We start from the raw sequence: 24,301 nt of genomic DNA, 5'->3' as shown, positions 1-24,301 counted from the left end.
GCCGAATTACATGCAACATTCAAACCTCCAGGAAAACCTGAAGGTCGCGGCCCTCGTTGAGGCCACCATCCGCGACGGTCAGGGCAAGATCAGCGACACGGGTGCGCTGATCATCAACACGGGGAAATTCACGGGGCGCTCCCCCAAGGATCGCTACATCGTCGAAGACGAGATCACCCGGGAAACCGTGGACTGGGGAGACATCAACATCCCCATCACCCAGGACACCTTCCGACAGCTGAAGGAAAAAACCATGGCCTACGCAGCGGACCTCCCCGAAGTATACGTCCGCGACGCTTACGCCTGTGCCAGCCAGAAGTACCGGATCAACATCCGGGTCTTCACCGAGTTCCCCTGGCAAAATATGTTCGCCTACAACATGTTCCTCCGCCCCGACGGGGAAACCAACAAACAACTGCAAACGGACGAGTGGACCATTTACGCCTTCCCCGGCGTACTGGCGGACCCGGCCGTCCACGGCACGCGTCAGGAGAACTACTCCATCATCAACTTCACCGAAAAAACGATTCTCATCGGCGGCACGGCCTATACCGGTGAGATCAAGAAGGGCATTTTTTCCGTCCTCAACTACGTACTGCCCACCCAGCGGGAAGTGCTGAGCATGCACTGTTCGGCCAACGTGGGTACCAAGGGAGACACGGCCCTGTTCTTCGGTCTTTCGGGCACCGGTAAAACTACGCTGAGTAACGACCCGGACCGTCGCCTGATCGGCGACGACGAACACGGCTGGAGTAAAGCCAACGTCTTCAACCTCGAAGGCGGCTGCTACGCCAAAGTCATTGACCTCAGCGAAGCGAAGGAACCCCAGATTTACCGGGCGATCAAATTCGGGGCCCTGCTGGAAAACATCGGGCTGCAGCAGGATGGCCATACCCCCGACTACCACGATGCCTCCATCACCCAGAATACCCGCGTGAGTTATCCGATCTACCACATCGATAACATCATGTACAACAGCCGCGGAGACCTGCCCAAAAATATCTTCTTCCTCACCTGTGATGCCTTCGGTGTATTGCCTCCCATCAGTAAGCTTACCCCCGAACAGGCCATGTATCACTTCATCAGTGGGTATACGGCTAAAATTGCGGGTACCGAAGCCGGCATCACCGAGCCTCAGGCTACCTTCTCCGCCTGTTTCGGCGCTCCCTTCATCCCACTTCACCCCACGGTGTACGCCGACATGCTCGGAAAAAAGCTCAAGGATAGCGCCGAGGAAGGGCAGCCCATCAACGTATGGCTGGTCAATACCGGCTGGACCGGTGGAGGATACGGTGAGGGATCCCGGATCGAATTATCGTTCACCCGGGCCATGATCAAGGCCGCGCTGGACGGTGCACTGGACCACGTAGAGTACACTACCGACGACCGCTTCGGCCTGGCCCGCCCCGTGAAGTGCCCCGACGTACCCAATGCCCTCCTCAACCCCAGAGACACCTGGAAAAACGAGGAAGAATACGACGTGGCCGCCAATAAGCTGGCCGCTTTGTTCCAGAAGAACTTCTCCAAGTTCGCCGCCGAAGCCGAGCCACTCGTCGTGGAAGCCGGTCCGGCCGTCTAGAGCCGCTAAAGCGACTTATTGGTCCCGATGATCCCGAATTTCAGTTCGTACTGGAATTCGGGATATTTTTTGGAACCAACCAGAGGATTAAAGCATCACCTCCCGGCCTCCTTACTTGCCCGGAGGTCCCGGTCGTACTCCGCCGGCAGGTAGGCTTTGCCCGCCATCGCTTCCATTGCGGCGGGGTCTTCCCCGCGTTTCCACCGTCGGTGGGTCCAGAGCCAGGGCGTCGGGTCGCGCAGAATCTCTTTTTCCAACTGCCGCACAAAGGCCTCCGTAATGAAACCCCGGGGCGTATCCCGCGGAGTATCCGTCACGGGTAGTAAACGGGCCACATAGTGCCCTCGCTTCTCCATCCGGAGGGTAACGTAATATACCGGGCGGTCGTACCGGACCGCATAGCGCTCCGGTCCCGCTAAAAAACGGGTATTGCGGTGCAAGAAGGGACTCCAGTGGACCTTCTGCCAGGCAGCATTGCTGGGGGACTGATCCGCAATGAAGAAATCGATGGCCGGCCCCGCCGGGTTTTCGTCAAAGTATTCAGTGACCTTCCGCCGAGACACCATCAGGGTGCCCGTGCGGGAGCGGTTGGCCCCGATGAGTCGATCCAGTGTTTCGTTCTTTAGCGGGGAGTAGATTCCCATCACCGTATGGCCCGTAAACTGCAGTGGAAAAGCCAGGGCCGCCATTTCCCAGTTCGCGTAGTGCGCCCCCATAACGATACAGCTGCGCCCCGCTTTGGCCAGGTGCTCCACAATCTCCGGGTTTTCTACCCGGCAGCGACGCACCATTTCTTTCCGGGGCATGGAGAATAGCTTGATGGACTCCGCCATCGAATCAAAAAAGAAGCGATAGTTCTCGTCTACCTGTCGCAGGACTTCCGCTTCCGTCCATTCGGGGAAAGAACCGCGGATATTCGAATACACCACCTGCTTACGGTAACCCAGCAGTCGGTATCCGATCCAGTATAATCCCCGGCCCAGGCCGTATAACACCGACAGCGGTAACCAGCTCAGGGGTAAAATGATGAGGTAATAAATGATGTAGGCCATATCGGGAGGCGAAGGTAGGCTTCAGGAGTTGTTCCTAAGCGCAGATCACCTAAATTTAGGACATGGAAACCCAAGAGTCACCCGGTAATACCGACGCCAAGCTCAACCGCCGGATTGACCGGTCTCTGCTCATTTCTCTGGTCGCCGTACTGATCAGCCTGATCGGTACCGCCGTATCCATTTACGAAGCAAGGGTCCTCCGGGATCAGCAGTACCTGCAGGCCGAACAAAAAAGTGCCTCGGCCTGGCCTTACGTGGAAACCTCTGCTGTAATCAACTACCAAAACGATTCATCCGTACTGCTATCCTGTCTTTTACGCAATAAGGGGGTAGGCCCGGCCATTCTGGGGGATGTTCACTACTTCTACGATGGTGCACCGTGGGAGTCCTACAGTATGGACGATGCACTCGTAGCGCAGGAGCCCACATTTTCCGTTCAAACTCAACGTAATTCACAAGTGGACAGCCTGGTACTCAGCCCGGATAAGGATTACACCATTTTCACGCTGGAAATCACCGGCAAGTCCACGGACGGATTTTCCCAGAAAATCAACGAGGTAACCGATAAGATATCGATCGAATTTTGCTACTGTTCGATCTACGGGGATTGTTGGTACCGGGGTAAGGGACGGGCACCCGTGAAAAATGAAAGGTGCCAGAGTTACCTGTCGTATTAGCCCAGATCTTCCCGCATTTTTACCAGTCGGGCCCGCACGTTGCGTAGGTGGTTGATCATTTCCTGGCGGTCCGGAGCGGGCTTCTTTCCCGCAGCAATTTCCTTACGTGCTCCCTCAATGGTAAACCCCCGCTCCTTCAGAAGGTACTGAATCTCCTCTAGCTGGCGAATATTTTCTTTGGTGAATCGGCGGTCTCCGCGACTGTTCTTATTCGGTTTGATGTGCCCGAATTCGGTTTCCCAAAAGCGCAACTGGGAGGTCTTAACGCCGAGTCGCTCGGCGACTTCACCGATAGAATAATAAAGTTTGAGGTCTTCGTCCGACTTTTCCTTGGCCATCGATCTCCGGGTTTGGGGTGGAAAAGATAGGCATAATTACCCAAGCTTCGGTAAGGCGGTATTGAAGACAAAGATGCCCTCCGGTTCGAACTACGGGTGCCACAATGACCTTCTAACGGTAGATATCCGGCTTTTTACCGCTAATCACGGCACCTGCGTGCGCGCCAAACCACCGCAATTATTTTAAGCTAGTATATTGCCAACTGCTTTAGCACTAAAGTTTTCATGCAAGGACTCTGGAAAAGACTAGTCACCGCGATAATCTTCGTCATCATCATGATTGCGGGGTTGTACACGGGACCCTACACCTTCAGCTTATTATTTTTCGTGATCACGGCCGGCTGCCTCTGGGAGTTTTTCGGCATGACGCTGGACCGGACCACGCGCCGGGATCAGTTGCGCAAGGCCCTGGGCGTTGCCCTGGGACTGATGCCCTTCGTCTTTACCTCCGTACTTTCCCTGGTGGAGGTGCAGGACCCGGAAACCTTTATTTCCTTCGCCAGTCTTCTCTTCTCTCCCTTCGTTTTCCTCATCTTCATCTACGAGCTGTACAGCAACAGCAAGCTCCCTTTTGAGAACATCGGGTACCTGATCCTGGGCCTCTTTTACATCGGCATCCCCTTTGCGCTGCTGCACTTTATCGCCTTTGACGGCCCCCATTTTTATTACCGCATCGTCTTTGGTCTCCTGCTCCTCACCTGGGTGAACGATACGGGTGCTTACCTGGTCGGCAGCCAGTTTGGTAAGACGCCCCTTTTCCCGCGTATATCTCCGAAAAAAACCTGGGAGGGCACCGCCGGCGGGATTCTCACCACCGTGGTCTTTGGCTACTTACTCGGACTGGTGTTTACCGAAATACCGGTCGGGCAGTGGATCGGACTGGCCCTCATCGTGGCCATTTTCGGAGGGCTCGGCGACCTCATCGAGAGTATGCTTAAGCGCAGCGTCGGGGTGAAGGACAGTGGTAATCTGCTGCCCGGGCACGGGGGGCTTCTGGATCGCTTCGATGCCTTCATCTTCGTAATTCCCTTCGCCACCGCTTACCTTTTGTACCTGCGCTAATTTTGAGGCCGCCTTTCAATTTGTTGGTCTCCAGGCAAGGGTCATTGATGATTTATGGCGGGACGCGGGTGCACAGTCCTCACTCAGAGCAAAGTCTTCTGGTTTTGCACCTTAACTTGGCCCTATGGCCCGATTCACTTCTCCCGACGATTTGCTGCGGCTGGCTCCGGACGCAAAAAGCCTGGAAGTAGCCCGGCGGCTTTTCTACAGCCGTCGCTGGCGGCTCCTTGGCGGAGACGGCCAGTGGATGTGGGGCGAATTTCTCTACGGCCACAACAAGGCCATCGAAACGGCCGTAGCCCTCACCGAGGGTCGTTTCTTCTGTAGTTGTCGCGCCCGTAACCGCCCCTGCACCCACGGATTGGCGCTGGTGATGATCCTCAAGAACGGACAGGACCGGATCACGGTGGGCCAACCCCCGACCTGGCTCCGCAGCCTCCAGTTTCAACTGGACAAACAGCGCAAGCCCGCTACGTCCCCCAAGGCGCCGCCCCGGTCGGACCGACGAGCCGAGCGGCTCGCCCTCATGGATGCCGGTGTGGATGATCTGGAAGTACGGCTCATTGATTACGCCCGCCGAGGGATTGCGGACACCATGGCCCTACGGGAAGAGGTGTGGCACGCCGCCGCCGCCCGCCTGCAGGACGCCAAGCTACCCGGCCCGGCGGGTCGCTTGCGCCGAATCGCCGGGCTTACCGCCCGGGATAAAGAAACCGCCATCGCCCGTACGCTGGGCGACCTGTTTTTCTTTGTCCGCTCCTGGAAAAAAAGGCATCAGCTCCCCGTCGACCGACAGGAAGAGTTGCTTCAGGTCGGCGGGCTACTGCCCAAGAAGGAGCAGGTATTGGAACAAAAAGGACTGGTGGACCACTGGCTCGTCGTGGGCGGCAAGACGGGGCGGGAAGAAAAGCTCACCTATCGAAGGACCTGGTTTCGCGGAGAGCGATCCCGGAGGTTTGCGCTCCTGCTGGATTACACCTTTGGTGAACGGCCGTTTGATCGGTCCTGGCCCCTCGGGGCCAGCTTTACGGGGAGTATGCATTACTACCCGGGAAGCTACGCCCAGCGAGCCCTTTTCCCCTACCCTACGGCCGGCGGCCGGCCGTATGACGGTCTGCGCGGGTATGAACGGATTACCGACATGTACACCAACTACCGGCGCGCCCTGGCGGTTAACCCCTGGTTGCTGAGTTATCCGGTCTACTTCCAGGGCGTAAAACTGGCCGTTAAGGGCCAACAGTACGGACTACTGGACGCCGACCATCAGGTTCTTCCCATCCATCCGGACTTCGAGAACACCTTTTCCTTGCTCGCCCTCAGTGGCGGACGGGCTTTTTCCATTTTCGGGGAATACGACGGCTACCAACTCCTGCCCCTCAGCACGGTTACGGGCATGGGATTACAGCCGCTATAGCGTGGACTAAAATCACCGCCGTGTGAAATAAAAATTAGCGAACGACCTCAACCTTGCGGTTCACCACCCCGTCGTCCGTCGTCAGGCTCAGGGTGTAAATACCGTTGGGGAGGTCTCCCAGACGCAGTTCCCGGTGGTTGGTCTCCAGACCCGTCTCGTACCGGAGGGTACGCCCGGTAATGTCCGTTAGCGTCAGGGTAGTGAATTTCTGTTGGCCGTTCAGGTGCACCACCAGGCGGTCGCTGGTGGGATTGGGGTATACCTGCAGTTTGTTATCCAGGTAAACGCTGGCCGCCACCGGGTCGTAATCGGCCACTTCGGTGGGTGCCTGGCGGCGGATCGTCAGGTTGAAGGGATTGACATGCACGGCATCCATGTGGCCGGCTCCGTTCATCACTGCGGCGGTTTCGCCACCGAGGGTGAGTACCGTCTCGGGGCCGTTATCCTGGTCCGCGATTTCATAGTCATCGATGAAACCGTAAACGTCTTCGGTGATCACTACACTGAGTTCACCGATCTTTCCGAATCCACTGATGCCCTCACCGTTGGTTCTCGTAAAGGCGCTCTGAATGCGGCCACGACCGGGGTCGTTTTTGGTGAGGGAGAGAATCGGGCTATCGTAGCTGGCCCAGCTGTCTTCGCCGTAGACGATGTCCACCCCACTGGCGTCCACGGCCCGGGGGTCATAGGTGAAGGGGAAAATGAAGCCGTATACGTCTTCGGTGATCACCACCGAGTTACCGGCAACAATGTCCAGAACCACCCGATCTCCGGGTTCGGCGATCAGCGTGCCGCTGAGGCTGAGTTCGAAGGTGGTGAAGTTTTGGGGAACGGAGCGTAAGCGGTGGGCCAACCCGAGGTTATTCATCACCACCTGGGTATCCAGAGAACTGATGATTTGGTCGCCGTTAGCATCAACGTGCTTCAGGTCTACACCGTTCAGGTCTTCGTCCCAGTCTTCGCCGTATTGTGCTCCCCAACCACCGGGATTGGCGGTAAGGCGGGGCGTGCCCGACTGTCCCATGGCCAGGCCGATGGGCAGCAAGTCACCAACGTCCACAACACCGTCGTTATTCGTATCTCCCGGCCACACACAATCTTCGTCGAGGCAGGCGTTCGGGTCTTCGGCCGTTACGTTAATGGAAACCTCTACCGTACTGCTAAACTCGCAGCCGTTGCTTTCATCATTGCTCAGACAGTATTCCAACGTCAAGACATCGGTCTGTCCCACCGCGTTGGGTAGTGGCGTGTACCGTAATTTTCCGGTAACCGGATCGGTAATCACTAATCCGAAACTGGGCTGTTCCACGACGCTCCAGGAGGCATTGCCGCCGGGACTGCTGTAGGTCAAATCCAGCGGAACCCCAACCGGAGTGGTCAGCGTAGCCGTTTCCTGGTCCGGAGCAAAGTTCGAGACAAAAACGTAGACCGTTTGTTCTTCGGCTTCTCCCTCACAGCCGGGAGCCATGGAGGTGTAGGTAAACTGATCGACACCCGACCATCCGGCGGGAGGATGGTAGGTAACCTGTCCGTGAACACCAGTATTGACCAGAACGCCAAATTCCGGAGCTCCGAATTCCACGCAATCCGCGAACACACTGTACAGGTCATTGTGCAATACGTTCAGCGTGACGGGAGCGTCAACGGTGGTGTAAGTACGGTCTTCTTCGGCAAATTCGTTTTCCCTGAGGTCCAGCACGGTAATGTGGAAGACCATTGGTGATTCCTGGTCGTCGGAAGCGTAGGCGAGGTACTCTTCCCCGACGAAATCTTCGTGGGGAGCATAAGCCATTACTCCGTCGATCAGGGTCATTTCGCCGTACTCGGGAGTAGATAGCGGAGTGGCTCCTTCCGGAGCGAAAATGAACTGGGCCTGATCGCGATTGGTGAATACCCGTACGGTATCCATCGGCGCACCTCCCTGCTCGGGGGTCACCGTTACGCTCACGGTTCCCAGGTCGCAGGTGTTTTCCAACGTGCAGATGACGTAGTTAAAGTCGGTCAGTCCGCTGAAGCCCGGGTTAGGCGTAAAGACGATTTCGTCTCCCACGATTTCCACCGTGCCGGCATTGACTACCGGAGCCGCCGTCAGGGCAAAGTCGCCCGTGTTACTGAAGTCATTACTGGTTACCGGAATCGTTACCGGCGTACCGGCGGCGGTGTAGGCCGCGTCGTGCTTGGCCTGAATGATCGCCTCTTCCACCGACACCTCAAACTGGGTGAAGGCCACGTTTACCCCGAAAGGGAAACTGACCAGTAGAAAATCATCGCCACCTACGTATCCAGGATCGGGGGTGTAGGTGAGGGTATAGTTGAAAATGGGGTCTTCCACCATCGTCACCGTACCGTTCTCGGGCTGTCGCCCAACGGTAGGTTCATACCGGGAAAGAAAGCTGAAAGTTGCTGACTGGTCCTTGATGACCGTCATCTCTTCACGCTGGCCAAAAGCGTCCGCAGAAACGCCTAGCAACAGCAAAAACAGAGCCGCCTTAAAGAGCCGCAAGTTCATGAGAAGGGATGCATTAAAACCAGTTGGGACCACAATATAACAACTCCTTTTGATGTCCCAGCATGAAATCAAGAAATATGCTACTATTGCGTGAAAAAAATATATCAGTCTAATTTACCGTTTCACGCTGATAACAAGGGCCTTAGAACTTAGATTTGTGAACAATGAATGAAAAATCTAATAAGTTAATTAGCCTTTTGGGTAGTTTGGAGCGTCATCAGCAGCGAAGCTGTCGAAAATTAGTCCAGTCTCCCTACTTCAATACTAATGATGACTTGTTAGCCCTTTACGACGACATCACCAAGCGTCTGCAGAAGGGAAAGAGCCTGGGAAAGGTGGAGGTTTGGCGCTCCGTTTTTGGCAAATCCAAACCCTACAATGACGTCCGTTTCCGCAAGTACACTTCCGATCTTTTTAAGCTGGTTCGGGAATACCTGACGCAGGAGTCCCTGGAGGAAGAGCCCAAGCTCAAAGACTATCTGTTCCTGGCGGCACTGGAACGGCAGCATCCGGATAAGCTGATTCGGGGGGTTGAGCGCAACTGGGCCAACATTACTTCCTTTGAGGAGGACGCCGATTACAACCGTTACCTGTACCGGCATTTACTGGAGCTGCGCAAGTACTCCCTGGTGAACTACGAGCACCGTCCGTATGACCGGGCGAACGTGGAAGAAATCAGCTCAAGTCTGGACATTTACTACATCGTCGTAAAACTCCGTTCCGCCGTTGATGCTCAAAGTCGTACACAAACTGAAAAACAGCAATACGAAATCCATCTGGTGGACGAGCTGGTCCGTTTCCTGGAGACCACGAAAACTTATCTGGACCACACTCCGGTAGCCATTCATTACTACATGTATAAAATGCTTACCACCACGGATTCCGAAGCCCCCTATTACCACTACAAAAACTTGCTGATGGAACGCACGGACAGTCTGCCACCGGAACAGACTTCCGAGCTCTTCAAACCCGGGCTGAATTACTGTCGGCGCCGGATCAATGAGGGACGCCGGGAGTTCCTCGCCGAATACCTGGAGATTTACCGCTATGCCCTGGACCGGGAACTGGTCTACGACGACGGCGTGCTCGATCCGCTGCAGTTCCGGAATACCATCCTGATTGCCCTGCGTCACGGTGATTATGACTGGGCGGAACACTACATCGAAAACTATCAGGATCGCCTGCCCCCCAAGCAACGGGCAAACGCCGTGAACTATAATTCCGCTACCCTTTATTTCTATCAGAAGAACTACGACAAGGCTCTGGACTTCCTGCGCGACGTGGAGTACGAAAACACCACCTACAACCTCAACGCCAAGACCATGTTGCTGGCCATCTATTACGAAACCGAGGAGGACATCGCCCTGGACTCCCTCTTCGACTCCATTACGGCCTACCTAAATCGGCACAAGGAACTACCCGTCACGGCCCAGCAGGCATTCCGAAATCTGGTGTCCTACACCCGCCGGCTTACGCGACTGCTACCCGGCGACCAGAAGGCACTGGATCAGCTCAAAAAAGACCTGGCCGAGAAAAAATACGTCGCTTCACGTCCCTGGCTGGAGGAGAAGATCGCCGAATTCGAAAAATAAAGTCCCTGGATCAGGCATTTATCGTGGCCCGGATCATTCGCCATTTGTCGCGCATATCTTTTTGGCGCTGCACGCTGGTGCAAGCCATTTCGGTAAATAGCAGACTGACTTCTTCGTTGTTGAACTCATTGGTTTCCACGTAGAGCATTCCTCCGGGGCGCAGGAGCTGTTCGCCAATTTCCACGGCCCTGCGGTAAAACTTCAGCGGATCGTCTTCCGGGACGTACAGGGCGAGGTCTGGCTCGTGCGCAAGGGTCGATGCCCCCATCCGATCCTTCTCGGAGGGAGGAATGTAGGGAGGGTTGGATACGATGAGATCGAACTGCCCGAGATCATCTTGACGGGGGACGTAGTTGAGCAGGTCAGCTTCCTGAAAGGTAACCGGTAGCGATAATTTTTCCGCATTTCCCCGGGCTACTTCCAGTGCTGCCTCCGAAACGTCTAAGCCGCTGCATTCCCAACTGGGCCGTCGTGCCTTCAGGGCGAGGGGAATGCAGCCGGAGCCCGTACCCAAATCCAGCACCCGCAGGGGCTGGTTTCCCGGATGATCCCGCAAGATCCACTCCACGAGTTCCTCCGTTTCCGGGCGGGGGATCAGCACGGCGGGGGAAACGGTCAGTTGCAGGCCGTAGAAATCCGCCACGCCCGTAACGTACTGTACGGGCTCACCGGCCTTGAGGCGGTTGATACTGGTCCAGGCCATGATCTGCTCGTCCTGGCTCAGTAAGCGGGGCCGCTGGCCCCGCCGCCAGCCAAACAAGTCCTCCAGTACCAGGCGGGCAACGGAGGCGGCTTCCCCGTCGCCCAGGACGGGAGCCAGTTCGTCAATCAGGTGCTTGGTGAGTTGATCCGTCCGCACTGAATTAGAATTTATTCTTCCACATCATGGATTCCATCGGACGGTCACTGCGCTGATTGTACTTGGCGTTCTTCTTCTTGTTGTAGTAATTCTCAATGTCACCTTCTACCCCGAAATAGATCAGCTGCCCGATGGGCATCCCGGCGTAGACCCGGACGGGGTGAGTACAGCTGATTTCCAGCGTCCAGTGATTACAAAAACCCACGTCGCCCTTGCCCGCCGTGGCGTGAATGTCGATTCCCAGTCGACCAACGCTGCTTTTCCCCTCCAGGAAGGGGACACTCGAGTGCGTTTCGGTGTATTCAAGCGTAACCCCCAGGTAGAGGGTGTTCGGGTGAAGAATGAATCCTTCCTCTCCGATTTCGACGTGCTCAATGGCGTTGTGCTTACGGGCATCCAGAATATGATCCTTGTAGTAGGCCAGGTGACGGCCCAGGTGAACGTCGTAGCTGTTCGTTCCGAGATTACTCCGGTCAAAGGGCTCAATGACGATTTCTCCGCGGTCAATGGCCGCCAGGATTTTCTTATCACTCCAGATCATGGCAGCGAAGGTAGAGATTTGAGGGGTGAGAATTGATGATTGAGGTTCAATTTTAGGCTAAGGCTGAGAAATGAGACCCTGGAGGAGGCAAAGGCTGAGGATTGAAAGCACGGATTGGGCTTGCTCCCCGCCCCACCGATGATTGGTCGGGCAAGCGCACCCCAAACTGGTCGAGGCGTTCCACGCCGAGCCATTCCCGGAGCCGAGCATCTTTCGGGCCAAGCTTGCTCTAGGCAGCAGCGTAGGCTTCTCATTTTTCAGCCGATGAGGGAGTTCCCGCTTCCGGTAAAAGTAACTTTGTGAAACGATGCTATCGTTATGAAAAATCGGAGTGCTTACCTACCGCAGTCCGGTCGTTCATGCCAAATTGCGTAAAGAGAAATTGAATACTGGAAGATGTTCTCTTAGGATTTGAACCTGATAGGCGTTTTCCCCGGGATAGGCTAACCGGTTGTTCTCTGAGCACGGCCCTACCCGTTAACCTTGCACCTGCAGACTTGCCCTGTATAAGACCAATACCTACCCTACTCTCCATTCCAGTACCCGGCGGTCATCACCGGACGTCAAAAGCGTTTGCTCGTCCTTCCACAGGAGGGTGTTGACGGAGTTGACGTGTCCCCGGTCCCGGACGACCTCGGCCACCTTGAGCAGGGCGAGGTCCGCCGCCCGCCAGAGTTTGATGGTTTTGTCGCGGCTGGCCGTAGCCAGGTACTGACCGGAAGGATCGAGGGCCAGTTTATTGATGGTGGACAGGTGGGCCGGCACGGTTCGCAGGTGCCTAAGGGAAGCTTCCGATACGTCCCATTCTATGAGTTGTGCATCCCGTCCGCCCGAAATCAGTCGCTGCCCGTCGGCGGTAAACGCCAGGGTAAATACCGAAGGCTGGTTGGCTTTTTCCCGCGCCAGGAGGCGTAAATCCTTGCGGTCCAACAGGTAGATGTTTCCGTCACTGGCTCCGAAGGCGAGTCGATCGCCGACGGGATCATGCGCAAGGCAGCGAAGGGAGTTTGCGCTGAGTGGAAGACTTTCGCGGCAGCTTCTCGCCCGAACGGACCACCGACTCAGGACTCCGTCTCCTCCTACCGCAAACAGGTCATCCTCCAACCGGAGCAGGGCAAAAATTCCCTGCCGGTGATGCGCTAAATGGCGGTTGCGCTCTTCATCGCCGGGATACAACCAGTGCAATCCACCGTCCAGTGCTCCCGCCACCAGGCCGCCGTCTTCCAGTACGTCCATGCACAGAAATTTGCCGCCGTCTACTTTCGCCACTACCCGGCCGAAATCCACGTCGTCCTGGTGCCAGTGCACCAGGTAGCCGTCGGCGGCAGCGGAATAAAAACCATCCGGTGCGGCCCGTAAATCATAGACGGCGGCCAGGTGACCGCTGCGTTCACTAACCCGTTTTAGCATACCGTGCGAACATCTAAGACAAACCGTAGTTGTATATCGTCGCTATGAAGTTTTTAAATATACTACATACCTGAATATGAAGTTTGGCCTTCTCGCTCTGTGCTTTCTCCTCCTCGGTTACTGGCTCCCCCAGTGGACTCCCCTGTGGCAAGCCCTGGTGGGCGGAGGAACCACCCTCGTCACCCTGGGCGTGACCTTCTACTACATTGACACCCGCGTTTTTGCCGAACGGCTGGCGGAGCTGGAAACCTTTTCCTGAGTGGTGCGTCGGGGTATTGTTCCCGTAGCGTGAGCAATTCCCACTGGTTGGAGAGTTGAAGGCGGATGTGGCTTTCGCCCGTCGGTTGCTTATCTTTCGCGCCGCCCGACGTCCGGGCAACGGTTATCCTGCGAACACAAAACTTCTACTTTGCCCCTTCTGCTCCACGAAACGCTGCATCCCCCCGGTGAATGGGGGCTCTGGCACATTCTTGAATCAGAGGCCTTGCTCCGCGAACGCACGCCACTCTTCGAAGCCGAGCTGGTGGCACTGGAGCAAATCAAGGGGGAAGGACGTCGAAGAGAATTTCTTGCCGCCCGGCTCTTGCTGCACCACATGAGCGGTCGGCCGGAACGGGGGGAGCTGATCAAGGATGATTCGGGCAAGCCTCACCTGGTGGACTCCATTTTTCACGTCTCCATCAGCCATACCGTTGACTATGCGGCGGCCATTGCCCACCCCAACCCCTGCGGCATTGACGTGCAACGTATCGTCCCTCGCATCGTGAAGCTGGCCGACAAGTTCGTCAATACCGCCGAGCGGTCGCAACTGAAGGATCGGCACGAACTGGTGCAACTGCACCTCATCTGGTCCGCTAAAGAGGCTATGTATAAGGCCTTTGGACGGCGAAAACTGGACTTCAAGGAACACCTGACCGTGAACCTGGAAGACTTCAGCCCCGACAACAGTCGGGCAACGGCCATGTTGCGCAAAGGTAATGCGGAGATGGTCTTTGACCTTACCTATCAGATTAACCCCGATTTCGTGATGGTGGCCTGCGTGGAAATTACCCTTTAGGACTCACCGAACCAGGAGGCGTATTTCGGATATGCCCGGGCGATTCGTTCGATGGTGTCCGCCCGTTGGGCGGGGTCGAGGTCTTTGATCTTGCGGGCGGGAATGCCGGCGTAGATGGAGTTGGCTTCGCAGCGCATATTGGCGGGCACCACCGCTCCGGCGCCAATGATGACGTTGGATTCCACGACGGCATTGTCCATGATGATGGCCCCCATCCCCACCAATACGCTGTCGTGCAGCGTGCAGCCGTGAATAATGGCCCGGTGGCCGATGCTGACGTCATTGCCGATCGTCGTGGCGGCCCGCTCGAAGGTACCGTGGATGACAACGCCGTCCTGGATGTTCACCCGGTCGCCGGTGGTGATGGCGTTGACGTCTCCGCGGACCACCGCGGTGAACCATACCGAGCAGTCGTCGCCGAGTTTCACTTCTCCGATGAGGGTAGCGTTTTCGGCGAGAAAACAGTTCTCGCCCCATTCGGGGGTAAATCCTCTTACGGGTACAATCAGGGCCATGGCGGTACATTAAATTGGCTAAACGGTGCCGAGTATTGGTGAGTGGTTAGGCGACTTCCTTGCCTTGGGCTGCTTCCAGCAGGGCGAACCAGTCCTGTCGGTCGAGGTCGGTTTTCAGGGCGAGGCGTGCGTCGCGAATCCGGTCCTTTTTGGTGGTGCCCAGAACGGGAATACATCCCGCCGGGTGCCGCAGTAGCCAGGCCAGCAGGATGATGTCCTCACCGACGTTACCGTACTTACTGGAGAGTGACTTGGCCACGTCCCGCACCCGGAGCACGGAAGTACCTTCTCCCTTGAAGTACTTGGCGCCGCCGAGGGGGCTCCAGATCATGGGGCGGCAGTCGGTGTTGATCATCTGATCGAAAGTGCCGTCAAAGAGGGGATCCGTGTGCAGGGGGTTGCACTCCACCTGGTTGGTGACCAGCTCCGTGCATTGGGACAGCATCTCGTACTGCGTGGGCGTAAAGTTGCTCACCCCGAAGTGCAGGACCTTACCCGCTTCCTTGAGGTGCGCGAAGGCCGCAGCCACCTCCTGGGGATCCATCAGGGGGTCGGGGCGGTGGATGAGGAAGAGGTCCAGGTGATCCGTTTGCAGGTTGGTCAGGCTCTGTTCCGCGCTGCGGATGATGTACTCTTTGGAGGTGTCGTAACTCTTCAGCCGGTTTTGGGGGCGGCGGTGGGATTTTAGCCGGATGCCGCATTTGGTGACCAGTTGAATCCGGTCGCGGATATCCCCACCGATGTGAGCCAGAGCCTCGCCGAAGGTTGCTTCGGTGCTGTAGTGGCCGTAGATATCTGCGTGGTCGAAGGTGGTGATTCCCAGTTCTACACAATGCTCAATCATCATGGCCATTTGTTCGGGACTGTAGTCCACGCCCCACTCTCCCCAGGTCATGGTTCCGGCTACGAGTTGGGACAATTTGGGCCCATTTGGGGCAATGTTCACCTGTTTTACCTTCATGGCCGTAAGTTTACGACAAAGCCGGCAACCGGCCCCATTTTCCGCCAAGCCAATTTCAGTATGAAGTATCTCCACCTCCTCGTGGCCGCCCTATTTGTCCTATGCGCCTACTGGCAGCTGAACGACCCGGACTGGAACAAGTGGGTCGCCGCCTACGGCATTGTGGCCTTCGTGGCCGTGCGCGCCTATTCGGGTGGCCTGCGGCCCATCGTGGCGGGCCTGCCGGCGCTGGCGCTGTTCGTCTGGTGGTGCACCTACGTGCCCGATTTCATCCAGTGGTTGCAGGACGGCACCCCCAACATCGCCACGGAAATGAAAACCGAAGAACCACACATCGAACTGACGCGGGAGTTTTTTGGCCTCCTGCTGTGCTGGGGGACGCTGGCGTATTATACCTATTGGGCGTGGAAGCGGCAGCAGGGCGGCGGCGCGCAGGTGCAGAAAAATGCCTAGCGGCCGTGGACATTGGCTCTACGAAATACCAAAACCGATACCGGATTGCGTCAACCCGGGCCCGGTGGTGGGATTACGGGTGGGATGCCGCCTATTTCGTGACGATGTGCACCAAAGGGATGCACCATTATTTGGGAAAAATATCTGGGGCAAAAATGACGCCCACCCCGCCGGGGGTTATTGCGGCGAGGATATGGACGGAAATTCCCGACCATTTTCCCGATTGGCGGTTGGGGGAATTCGTGGTGATGCCCAACCATGTGCACGGAATTTTGATCAAACAATCCTCCCCCCAGGAGGGATTGCCGGCAGGCGCCAACGTTGATCAACCATCGGAAATGCCCGGCGACGGGGACGTTCGACCACCATCAAGAATATTGGGCGACGCCGACGTTTCACCACCGTCAAAAATATTGGGCGACGCCAACGTAGAGACAGGGCATGCCCTGTCTCTACATCCCGCGCGGGAAAAATCACCGGGTAAAACAAAAAATTCCACCCCCGCCCAACGCCGATTTCGCAATCCCGGGAAAAACACCCTTTCGGCCGTGGTGGGATCCTACAAATCGGCCGTTACCCGGGAGGTCCGCCGCGGCGGACACGATTTCGCCTGGCAGGCCCGGTTCCACGACGTTATCATTCGGGACAGCAACGCCTATTTCCGCATCGCCCAATACATCACCCATAACGTAGAAAATTGGCGCGAAGACCGATCCTTCGGATGATTCCGACCTCCGTATCCCCTGCACCACGCTCAGGAGACATCCGATGAACCCGGCTTGTTCCCCACCACCCCGGCACCTGCACGCCGTTGCAAAACTGCTCGTCGCATAAACCTCCGGCCATTTTCATTCCCCTCCGCTGCACCTTTTTCCTCCCCCTCCGGTATTGTATCTTTGCGCCCCTAATCGGCCCAATCGCCAACAGATTACAATCGTACCCATGACTGCTGCCCAGATCCGCCAGGCTTTCCTCGACTTTTTCCGGGATAAAGACCACAAGATCGTTCCCTCCGCACCCATCGTGAACAAGGATGACCCCACCCTGATGTTCACCAATGCGGGCATGAACCAGTTCAAGGATTTCTTTCTCGGCGACAAGACCCCCGACCGCCGCCGCATCGCCGACACCCAGAAGTGTATGCGCGTCTCCGGTAAGCACAACGACCTGGAAGACGTGGGCCGCGACGGCACCCACCACACCATGTTCGAGATGCTGGGCAACTGGTCCATCGGCGACTACTTTAAGCCCGAAGCCATCGCCTGGAGCTGGGAATTCCTGACCAAGACCATGGGCCTCGACCCCGAATGCCTCTACGCCACCATCTTCGAGGGCGCTCCCGACGAGAACGTCCCCCGCGACGACGAGGCCTACAACGAATGGCTCAAGGTGCTGCCCGCCGAGCGCATCCTGGAGGGCAACAAAAAGGACAACTTTTGGGAGATGGGGGACACCGGTCCCTGCGGTCCCTGTACCGAAATCCACTTCGACACCCGCAGCGCCGAGGAACGGGCCAAAACACCCGGCCGCGACCTGGTCAACGTCGACGACTCCGGGGTGGTGGAAATCTGGAACAACGTATTCATCCAGTTCAACCGCAAGGCCGACGGCGGCCTGGAGCCGCTGCCCGAAAAGCACGTCGACACGGGCATGGGCTTCGAGCGCCTCTGCATGATTATGCAGGGCAAGACGGCCACCTACGACACCGACGTGTTCACCCCCATCCTGGGAGAGATTGAGCGTCTGACGGGTAAGAAATACGGCGGCTCCTACGCCGCCGACGCCAAGGCTGACATGGCCATGCGCGTCATTGCCGACCACCTGCGCTCGGTAGCCTTTACCATTGCCGACGGACAGCTCCCCGGTAGTGGTGGAGCGGGTTACGTGGTGCGCCGCATCCTGCGGCGGGCCGTCCGCTACGCCTACAGCTTTCTGGACCAGAAGGCTCCCTTCATCAATAAGCTCATGCCCATTTTGGTGCGGGAGATGGGCGATGCCTTCCCCGAACTCAAGGAGCAGGAGCAGCAGATTACGCGCATCATCGAGAGTGAGGAAAAATCCTTCCTCAACACCCTCGAAAACGGCCTGACCCGCTTTGCGAACCTGGAGCCCCAAGACGGCGTGATCACCGGTGAAGACGCCTTCCAGCTCTACGACACCTTCGGTTTCCCCATTGACCTGACGCGGCTGCTCGCTGACGAGCAGGGTTTGCAGGTGGACGAAGCCGGTTTCGAAGCCGCCCTGGCCGAACAGAAGGCCCGCGCCCGCAAGGACGCCGCCAAGGAGGTGGGTGACTGGACGGTCCTCAGCGACGAAGACAGCACCTTCATCGGCTACGATTACCTCTCCGACGCCGGTGCCCGCATCACGAAATACCGCACCGTGAAGGTGAAGGACAAGCCCCAATACCACGTCGTGCTGGACCGCACGCCCTTCTACGGGGAAAGTGGCGGACAGGCCGGCGACACCGGTACTTTGCAGGTGGGCGACGAGACCATTTACGTCACCGACACCATCAAGGAGAATGACCTGACGGTGCACATCGTCAACAAGCTGCCGGCCACGCCGGAAGCCGACGTCATCGCCAAAGTGAAGGCGGCCGAGCGTCAGGCGACGTGTCAGAACCACACGGCTGCCCACCTCCTGCACGCTGCGCTGCAGGAAGTGCTCGGCGACCACGCGGTACAAAAAGGACAAGACCTCGGACCGGAAAAACTGCGCTTCGACTACAGCCACTTCGACCGGACGACTGACGATGAGCTGGAAAAGATCGAACTGCTGGTCAACGCCAAGATTCGCGAAAACATCCCGCTGATCGAGCGCCGCGACGTACCCATTGCGGAGGCCAAGGCCTCCGGGGCCATGATGCTCTTCGGGGAGAAGTACGGCGACAGCGTCCGCATCATCACCTTCGACCCCGACTTCAGCACGGAGCTGTGTGGGGGTACGCACGTGAAGCACACCGGTGAGGTGGGACTGTTTAAAATCACCAGCGAGAGCTCCCTGGCCGCCGGCGTCCGGCGGATCGAGGCCGTCACGGCCCTGAAGGCGGAGTGGTTCGTCCGGGGTCGCCTGGCCGCCCTGGAAGACATCAAGGACCTCGTGAAGGGCAGCGATCCCATCGCGGCGGTGGCGAAGCTACAGGACGAAAACCGCAGCCTCAAAAAGGAGCTCGAGAAACTACAGGCCGCCCAGGCCAGCAACCTCAAAGGCGATCTGGAAAAGGCCTTCGAGGACGTCAACGGCATCAACTTCCTGGCCGCCAAGGTGCCCCTGAGCGACGCCGCGGCCATCAAGACGCTGGCCTTCCAGCTGACCGGCGAGAACGAAAATGCCTTCGTGCTCCTCGGCTCCGAGAACGAGGGCAAGGCCCTGCTGACCTTGGCCATCTCCAAAGGTCTGACGGAAGCTAAGGCGCTGAACGCAGGTGCCATGATCCGCGAACTGGCCAAGAACATTAAAGGTGGTGGCGGTGGCCAGCCCTTTTTCGCTACGGCGGGAGGAAAGGATCCCGGTGGGATTGCGGCTGCATTGCAGCAGGCGAAGGAGGCGTTGGGGTAGGTATAAATCTGCCCTCCCTCCACAAACACATTCCCTCGGCTGAGCGCGAGGATTCCGCTACGCTGCACCTGCGCTCCGTCGCAAATACTTACGTCAACAATCCGGAAGCATTTCAAAGACTCGTAATTATCGTGGAATATCCCTCGGCGGGATTGTGATAGAAGGCCAGGCCCAAGGAACGGGCGGTCAATTTACTCCAGCATCGAAAGCGAAAATTCGCTACCTTGCGGAAAATTTTCCACCATGACCTTAGCTGAATTCACCGAAAAAACCCGCGAAGCCGCCAAGAATGCCCCCAACCTGGGTAAGAGCATTAAGCTTCAGCTCGATGAAGGCGTCGTTCACATTGACATGACCGAGGACGAAGCCCAAGTCACCAACGAAGACAAAGAAGCCGACACGGTCGTCATCACCAGCATTGACACCCTCGACAAACTGCGCACCGGTGCCCTCAACCCCATGATGGCCATGATGAGCGGCAAGGTGAAAATCAAGGGAGACATGGGACTGGCGATGAAACTGCAGAGCCTGTTGGGATAGACTGTTGGACCGTTAGTTCGTTCGTCTGTTAGTCTGTTAGTCTGTTGGTTCGTTAGTCCTTTAGAAATTTTGATGGATTGTTTTAGGATTTCACGATCAGTAGGATCTTGACCCCTCATCCCCCGTTAACGAACAAGGCAGGGTATTCCCCTAACAGACTAACAGACTAACAGACTAACAGACTAACAGACTAACAGACTAACAGACTAACAGACTAATTTCCCCCTTTTGCCTGCTTACGGACAAGTCTGAAAAAGCAATTTCCAATTTTGTGCGTTATTGGGTTAGTGTGCATCCAGAGTGTACCCACAAACCCAATTCGCCTGGCTTATGCGTTTTTTGACCCTCTCCCTGTTTTTTTTGCTGCTTCCGCTGACCATTTTTGCCACCCACAACCGGGCGGGGGAGATCATCGTACGATCCTCCGGGGACTGTACGGACATCAACGATCAGCTGACGGCCTGCGCCGTGATCATCACCTACACGGAAACGATTCAGACGGACGTTGACCGCGACAGTCTGCTGATTTCCTGGGGAGACGGTACGACGGAAGTCGTGCAGCGGGACGCGATGCGCATTACCAACCTGGGGAACGGTATCCAACGCAATGAATACCCGGCCTGTCACCGCTATTCGGGTTTTGGCACCTACTTCATCAGTTTTCAGGACCAGAACCGCGTAGCGCAGGTGCTCAACATTGACGGAGGGTCGTCGGTGAACATTCCCTTCAGCGTTTACACGGTGTATACTCTGGCCAATCCGCTGCTGAACGGTTGTAACAGCAGTCCCGAGCTTTCGCAGATCCCCATTGAGGATGCCTGTATCGGCTCCGTCTGGACCCACAACCCCGGAGCCTTTGACGTTGACGGTGACAGCCTCGCCTTCGAATTCACGGTTCCCCAGCGCGCCCCCGGCGTGCCCATCCGCAACTACATTCTCCCCAACCTCTTCGGTGGAAACACCGGCAGCCTAACGATCAACTCTCAGACCGGTCAAATCACCTGGGATGCGCCGGCGGTATCGGGTGAATACAACCTGGCCTTTTTGATTAAGAGCTTCCGGAACGGTATCCCGCTGGATACCGTCGTGCGGGACATGCAGATTTTCGTGCGGGAGTGCTCCAACGACCCACCGGAGCTGGACATCCCAATGGAGGAAATCTGCGTCGTCGCCGGAGAACTCATCGAGTTTGACGTGGTAGCTACCGCTCCGCTTACGGATACGGACCAGCGGGTGCGGTTGCAGGCCAGTGGCCGGCCCTTTGACCTGGAGAACGGGGCCACCTTCACGCCCGATCAGGATATCTGGCTCACCGATCCGGTGACCAAAACCTTCCGCTGGCAAACGACCTGCGAAGACATCAGTAATCAACCCTATTTCGTAGTGTTCCGGGCGGAAGATGATTTCTTCGCTCCCGACCGGGGACTGGCCACCCTGCGATCGGTCTCGATCAAAGTGGTTGGGCCTCCCCCCGAAGGGTTGAGGACCACGGCCGAGGACGACCTCATCACCCTCAGCTGGGACAAACCCTACACCTGCGAAGACGAAGACGATCCCACCTTCCTGGGCTTCACCGTCTGGCGAAGAGAGGGAAGTAACGCGTTCCCTCCCGACACCTGCCAAACCGGCCTGGCCGGCAGGGGCTACACCAAGTTGACGGACATTGAGACTACGGAAATGTCCGAAGGTCGGTACGTGTACCTTGATCAGGACGTCGAACGGGGCCGCACCTATTGTTACCGCGTCGTAGCCCTGTTTGGCCGACCGATCGCTAACCTGGGGCTCATTTTTGAGGAAATAGAGTCGATTCCGTCGGAGGAGATCTGCGTGCAGCTGGCGCGGGACATCCCGCTGCTCACCAAAGTGGACGTATCCAATACGGACCAGAATAACGGGAGTATTGATGTGTGCTGGATTCTGCCCGACGCGACGAGCCTCGACACCATCCTCAACAGTGGTCCTTACGAGTACGTCCTGAGTCGGGCGGACGGACAGACGACGAACCCCGGCGACTTCGCGGAAATTGCCCGCTTTACGACTACCTTTTTTGATGAGCCGGTCGATACCTGCTTTTTGGACAGTGGGTTGAACACCGTGGACCAGGCTTATTCCTACCGCATTGAGCTCTTCGTGGAAAACGAAAGCGAACCCGTCGGGGAGGGCCAGCCGGGCTCCTCCGTTTTCCTATCCGGTGCACCAACCGACGAGGCGGCCGTGCTCAGCTGGACGGAGACCGTGCCCTGGACGAACACCGAATACGCCATCTTCCGCCAGCTGCCGGGTAGCAGTACCTTCGATAGCCTCACCACCGTGACGGAGATGAATTTCCGGGACGAAGGCCTAGTCAACGGGGAAGAATACTGCTACTTCATCCGGGCAGTGGGAACCTACAATATCGAAGACATTCCCTCACCGCTGCTTAACCGCAGCCAGGAAGTTTGCGTCATTCCTACGGATAACGTGCCTCCCTGTCCGCCGGTACTCAGCGTAGAGAGTGTCTGTGATCGTGGCGTAGACTGTACGAATGATGAAAACCTCTTCAATACCCTCACCTGGACCGCTCCGATAGACGAATGTGGAGATATGGACGTAGCTGGCTACCGGGTGTACTTCACCCCCGTAGTGGGCGATCCCGCACAATTGATTGCCACCATCCAGTCTTCCGACGTTCTGACTTTCGAGCATACGCCCGAAAACGGCATTATCGGTTGCTACACCGTAACGGCCTTCGACAACAACGGCAATGAAAGTGATCGGAGCAACGAAATTTGTGTCACCAATTGCCCCATTTACGAACTCCCCAACGTCTTCACTCCCAACAACGACGGGCAAAACGATCAACTCAATCCCCGGGGGCTTTGCTTCGTGGAACGGGTGGACATCAAGTTCTATAATCGCTGGGGGCAGCTGGTCTTCGAAACCGAAGATCCTTCGATCAACTGGGATGGCACCAACCTCAACGGCGAGCCGTTGAGTGACGGCACTTACTACTACGTCGGTCAGGTGTTTGAACGCCGATTAGAGGGCGTCACACTTTCTCCGGACCCCATCAGTGGTTACGTAGAAATCATTACGGGTAACTAAAAAATCGCAGGACCTTCCATTCGTTCTTCAGCACTTTCCACATCCCGGGCTTCAACCACAGTCCGTAAAGGAGTGCCGTGAAGAAGGTGAACATTGCGTAGACCAGCGCCGGCTTGAGCATCTGCTCGTTCTGGAGCAGGGTGGAAGTGATCAGGAAAGCCAGACTGGTGTTCTGGATACCGGCTTCTACGCCCAGGGTAAGCTGATCATTTCTGCCGAATCCGAAAAGGCGCCCCATTATTCGTCCCATCATCAGAGCCCCGAAGTTGACCAGAATGGACGCCGGTAGGATGATCCATATTTCATGGAGCAGGAGGTTACTCCCACCGGCACTGGCGGGAGCAAAGAGCTTGAGCGCAAACAGAATTCCCAGGAGGAATATGTTGACGTACCGCAAGCGGGGCTGAAGAAACAAGGCCAGTTTTTCCTTTTTCCACCGAAAAACCATGCCCAGGGCGACGGGGACCAGCACCAGTAAAAAAATGCGTCCCGCCGTGGGAATGAAGGGTAACTGGGTGATTCCTTCTCCCGGAGCGAAGTAGTTGAGTCCGAGGTTGACAATCAGGGGGATCGTCAACATGGACAAACTGGTGTTACATATCGTCAGACTAACGGCCAGCGTGGTATTGGCCTTCAGCAGGTAACTGATGAAGTTGCTGGTGAGTCCGCCCGGACAGGCCGCCAGAACCATCACCCCCGCAGCGAAGTCGGGGGGCAGGTCCAGCAGGACACAAACGAGGAAGGCCAATCCGGGTAACATCACCAATTGCAGGGTGAGCCCGAGAAGCAAAACCCGGGGATTGGTGAACAGTCTGCGGAAACGCTCCGGCTCCAGACTTAAACCGATGCTGAACATGATTAACCCCAGTATTCCACCGATTAGTAAGTCAATCATTTTTGAGCCGGATGTTTTGGTGATTCGGGTATATACACTAAATTCGCGTAGAAACTGGTACTAACAACAGTAGTCCAGACAAAATTACAACAACTTCACCCGCCGGGTGTTTGAAAATATTAAGCGATTATAACTAACTCGCTTTCAAGAAGTTAATAGGGTTTTAGGTGTTTATTTCTGGACCGGCTGCGCTTTGCGCGAC

Annotated in this window: 21 protein-coding genes; 12 read left to right on the top strand and 9 right to left on the bottom strand. The window is 56.7% G+C overall.

Annotated features, from left to right (window positions below; all coding sequences use genetic code 11):
- The first annotated feature begins 10 nt into the window (after positions 1-10).
- Entirely contained in the window at positions 11-1,579 is a 1,569-nt protein-coding gene (pckA, locus tag E1J53_RS01985; protein ID WP_134270303.1) for a phosphoenolpyruvate carboxykinase (ATP), read from the top strand.
- A 95-nt stretch (positions 1,580-1,674) separates the two neighbouring features.
- On the opposite strand, the gene E1J53_RS01980 is transcribed toward pckA, so the two are convergent.
- A complete protein-coding gene (locus E1J53_RS01980) occupies positions 1,675-2,631 on the bottom strand; it encodes a lysophospholipid acyltransferase family protein (protein ID WP_134270302.1) in 957 nt (318 codons plus the stop codon).
- 62 nt (positions 2,632-2,693) lie between these two features.
- Here E1J53_RS01980 and E1J53_RS01975 point away from each other — a divergent pair, with 62 nt between their 5' ends.
- On the top strand, positions 2,694-3,308 hold the full coding sequence (locus E1J53_RS01975; RefSeq protein WP_134270301.1) for a hypothetical protein: 615 nt from the start codon (positions 2,694-2,696) through the stop codon (positions 3,306-3,308).
- On the opposite strand, the gene E1J53_RS01970 is transcribed toward E1J53_RS01975, so the two are convergent.
- Entirely contained in the window at positions 3,305-3,646 is a 342-nt protein-coding gene (locus tag E1J53_RS01970) for a MerR family transcriptional regulator (RefSeq protein ID WP_134270300.1), read from the bottom strand. The genes E1J53_RS01975 and E1J53_RS01970 overlap by 4 nt on opposite strands.
- A gap of 225 nt (positions 3,647-3,871) precedes the next feature.
- On the opposite strand from E1J53_RS01970, the gene E1J53_RS01965 reads away from it, so the two are divergent.
- Together E1J53_RS01965 and E1J53_RS01960 are read left to right on the top strand one after the other, a co-directional pair.
- Positions 3,872-4,708 carry a phosphatidate cytidylyltransferase gene (locus E1J53_RS01965; RefSeq protein WP_134270299.1) on the top strand — a complete coding sequence of 279 codons (837 nt, stop codon included), beginning with the start codon at positions 3,872-3,874 and terminating at the stop codon, positions 4,706-4,708.
- Positions 4,709-4,832: 124 nt separating this feature from the next.
- Positions 4,833-6,122 (top strand): hypothetical protein, encoded by a 1,290-nt coding sequence (locus E1J53_RS01960; protein WP_134270298.1) that lies wholly within the window; start codon positions 4,833-4,835, stop codon positions 6,120-6,122.
- A 34-nt stretch (positions 6,123-6,156) separates the two neighbouring features.
- Here the strand turns inward: E1J53_RS01960 and E1J53_RS01955 are convergent, their stop codons facing one another.
- A complete protein-coding gene (locus tag E1J53_RS01955; RefSeq protein WP_134270297.1) occupies positions 6,157-8,631 on the bottom strand; it encodes an Ig-like domain-containing protein in 2,475 nt (824 codons plus the stop codon).
- A gap of 275 nt (positions 8,632-8,906) precedes the next feature.
- On the opposite strand from E1J53_RS01955, the gene E1J53_RS01950 reads away from it, so the two are divergent.
- Positions 8,907-10,223: a hypothetical protein gene (locus tag E1J53_RS01950; protein ID WP_134270296.1), complete on the top strand. Its 1,317-nt coding sequence runs from the start codon at positions 8,907-8,909 to the stop codon at positions 10,221-10,223.
- A 10-nt stretch (positions 10,224-10,233) separates the two neighbouring features.
- On the opposite strand, the gene prmC is transcribed toward E1J53_RS01950, so the two are convergent.
- The 3 genes from prmC to E1J53_RS01935 form a co-directional block, all read right to left on the bottom strand.
- A complete protein-coding gene (gene prmC / locus E1J53_RS01945; protein ID WP_134270295.1) occupies positions 10,234-11,082 on the bottom strand; it encodes a peptide chain release factor N(5)-glutamine methyltransferase in 849 nt (282 codons plus the stop codon).
- 4 nt (positions 11,083-11,086) lie between these two features.
- Positions 11,087-11,623: a dCTP deaminase gene (gene dcd / locus E1J53_RS01940; RefSeq protein ID WP_134270294.1), complete on the bottom strand. Its 537-nt coding sequence runs from the start codon at positions 11,621-11,623 to the stop codon at positions 11,087-11,089.
- 519 nt (positions 11,624-12,142) lie between these two features.
- Positions 12,143-13,033: a WD40 repeat domain-containing protein gene (locus E1J53_RS01935; RefSeq protein ID WP_134270293.1), complete on the bottom strand. Its 891-nt coding sequence runs from the start codon at positions 13,031-13,033 to the stop codon at positions 12,143-12,145.
- 76 nt (positions 13,034-13,109) lie between these two features.
- On the opposite strand from E1J53_RS01935, the gene E1J53_RS01930 reads away from it, so the two are divergent.
- Complete coding sequence (locus E1J53_RS01930) at positions 13,110-13,292, top strand: hypothetical protein (RefSeq protein WP_134270292.1); 183 nt, start codon at positions 13,110-13,112, stop codon at positions 13,290-13,292.
- Between the two features lie 150 nt (positions 13,293-13,442).
- Positions 13,443-14,090 (top strand): 4'-phosphopantetheinyl transferase superfamily protein, encoded by a 648-nt coding sequence (locus tag E1J53_RS01925; RefSeq protein WP_134270291.1) that lies wholly within the window; start codon positions 13,443-13,445, stop codon positions 14,088-14,090.
- Here the strand turns inward: E1J53_RS01925 and E1J53_RS01920 are convergent.
- Together E1J53_RS01920 and E1J53_RS01915 are read right to left on the bottom strand one after the other, a co-directional pair.
- Positions 14,087-14,605, bottom strand: coding sequence for a gamma carbonic anhydrase family protein (locus tag E1J53_RS01920; protein WP_134270290.1), 519 nt, complete (start codon positions 14,603-14,605; stop codon positions 14,087-14,089). The two genes, E1J53_RS01925 and E1J53_RS01920, sit on opposite strands and share 4 nt — an antisense overlap.
- 46 nt (positions 14,606-14,651) lie before the next feature.
- Positions 14,652-15,566 carry an aldo/keto reductase family oxidoreductase gene (locus E1J53_RS01915; RefSeq protein ID WP_134270289.1) on the bottom strand — a complete coding sequence of 305 codons (915 nt, stop codon included), beginning with the start codon at positions 15,564-15,566 and terminating at the stop codon, positions 14,652-14,654.
- 60 nt (positions 15,567-15,626) lie between these two features.
- Between E1J53_RS01915 and E1J53_RS01910 the strand changes: the two genes are divergently transcribed.
- The 5 genes from E1J53_RS01910 (at position 15,627) to E1J53_RS01890 (ending at position 23,204) form a co-directional block, all read left to right on the top strand.
- Entirely contained in the window at positions 15,627-16,019 is a 393-nt protein-coding gene (locus E1J53_RS01910; RefSeq protein ID WP_134270288.1) for a transmembrane 220 family protein, read from the top strand.
- 155 nt (positions 16,020-16,174) lie between these two features.
- Positions 16,175-16,744 (top strand): transposase, encoded by a 570-nt coding sequence (locus tag E1J53_RS01905; RefSeq protein WP_134270287.1) that lies wholly within the window; start codon positions 16,175-16,177, stop codon positions 16,742-16,744.
- A gap of 217 nt (positions 16,745-16,961) precedes the next feature.
- Positions 16,962-19,580 (top strand): alanine--tRNA ligase, encoded by a 2,619-nt coding sequence (gene alaS, locus E1J53_RS01900; RefSeq protein WP_134270286.1) that lies wholly within the window; start codon positions 16,962-16,964, stop codon positions 19,578-19,580.
- Between the two features lie 243 nt (positions 19,581-19,823).
- Positions 19,824-20,120, top strand: coding sequence for an SCP2 sterol-binding domain-containing protein (locus tag E1J53_RS01895; RefSeq protein WP_134270285.1), 297 nt, complete (start codon positions 19,824-19,826; stop codon positions 20,118-20,120).
- A 330-nt stretch (positions 20,121-20,450) separates the two neighbouring features.
- The gene (locus E1J53_RS01890) at positions 20,451-23,204 is read left to right on the top strand and encodes a gliding motility-associated C-terminal domain-containing protein (RefSeq protein WP_134270284.1); all 2,754 of its coding nucleotides are present in this window, start codon (positions 20,451-20,453) and stop codon (positions 23,202-23,204) included.
- Here the strand turns inward: E1J53_RS01890 and E1J53_RS01885 are convergent.
- Positions 23,191-24,099, bottom strand: a complete 909-nt coding sequence (locus tag E1J53_RS01885) for a bile acid:sodium symporter family protein (RefSeq protein WP_134270283.1) — start codon at positions 24,097-24,099, stop codon at positions 23,191-23,193. The genes E1J53_RS01890 and E1J53_RS01885 overlap by 14 nt on opposite strands.
- Positions 24,100-24,301 lie beyond the last annotated feature (202 nt).

The sequence above is a fragment of the Lewinella sp. W8 genome (assembly GCF_004375085.3).
Lineage (GTDB): Bacteria > Bacteroidota > Bacteroidia > Chitinophagales > Saprospiraceae > Neolewinella.
Note: the sequence above shows the minus strand (reverse complement) of the source record. Positions and strands in the feature narration are given on the sequence as shown.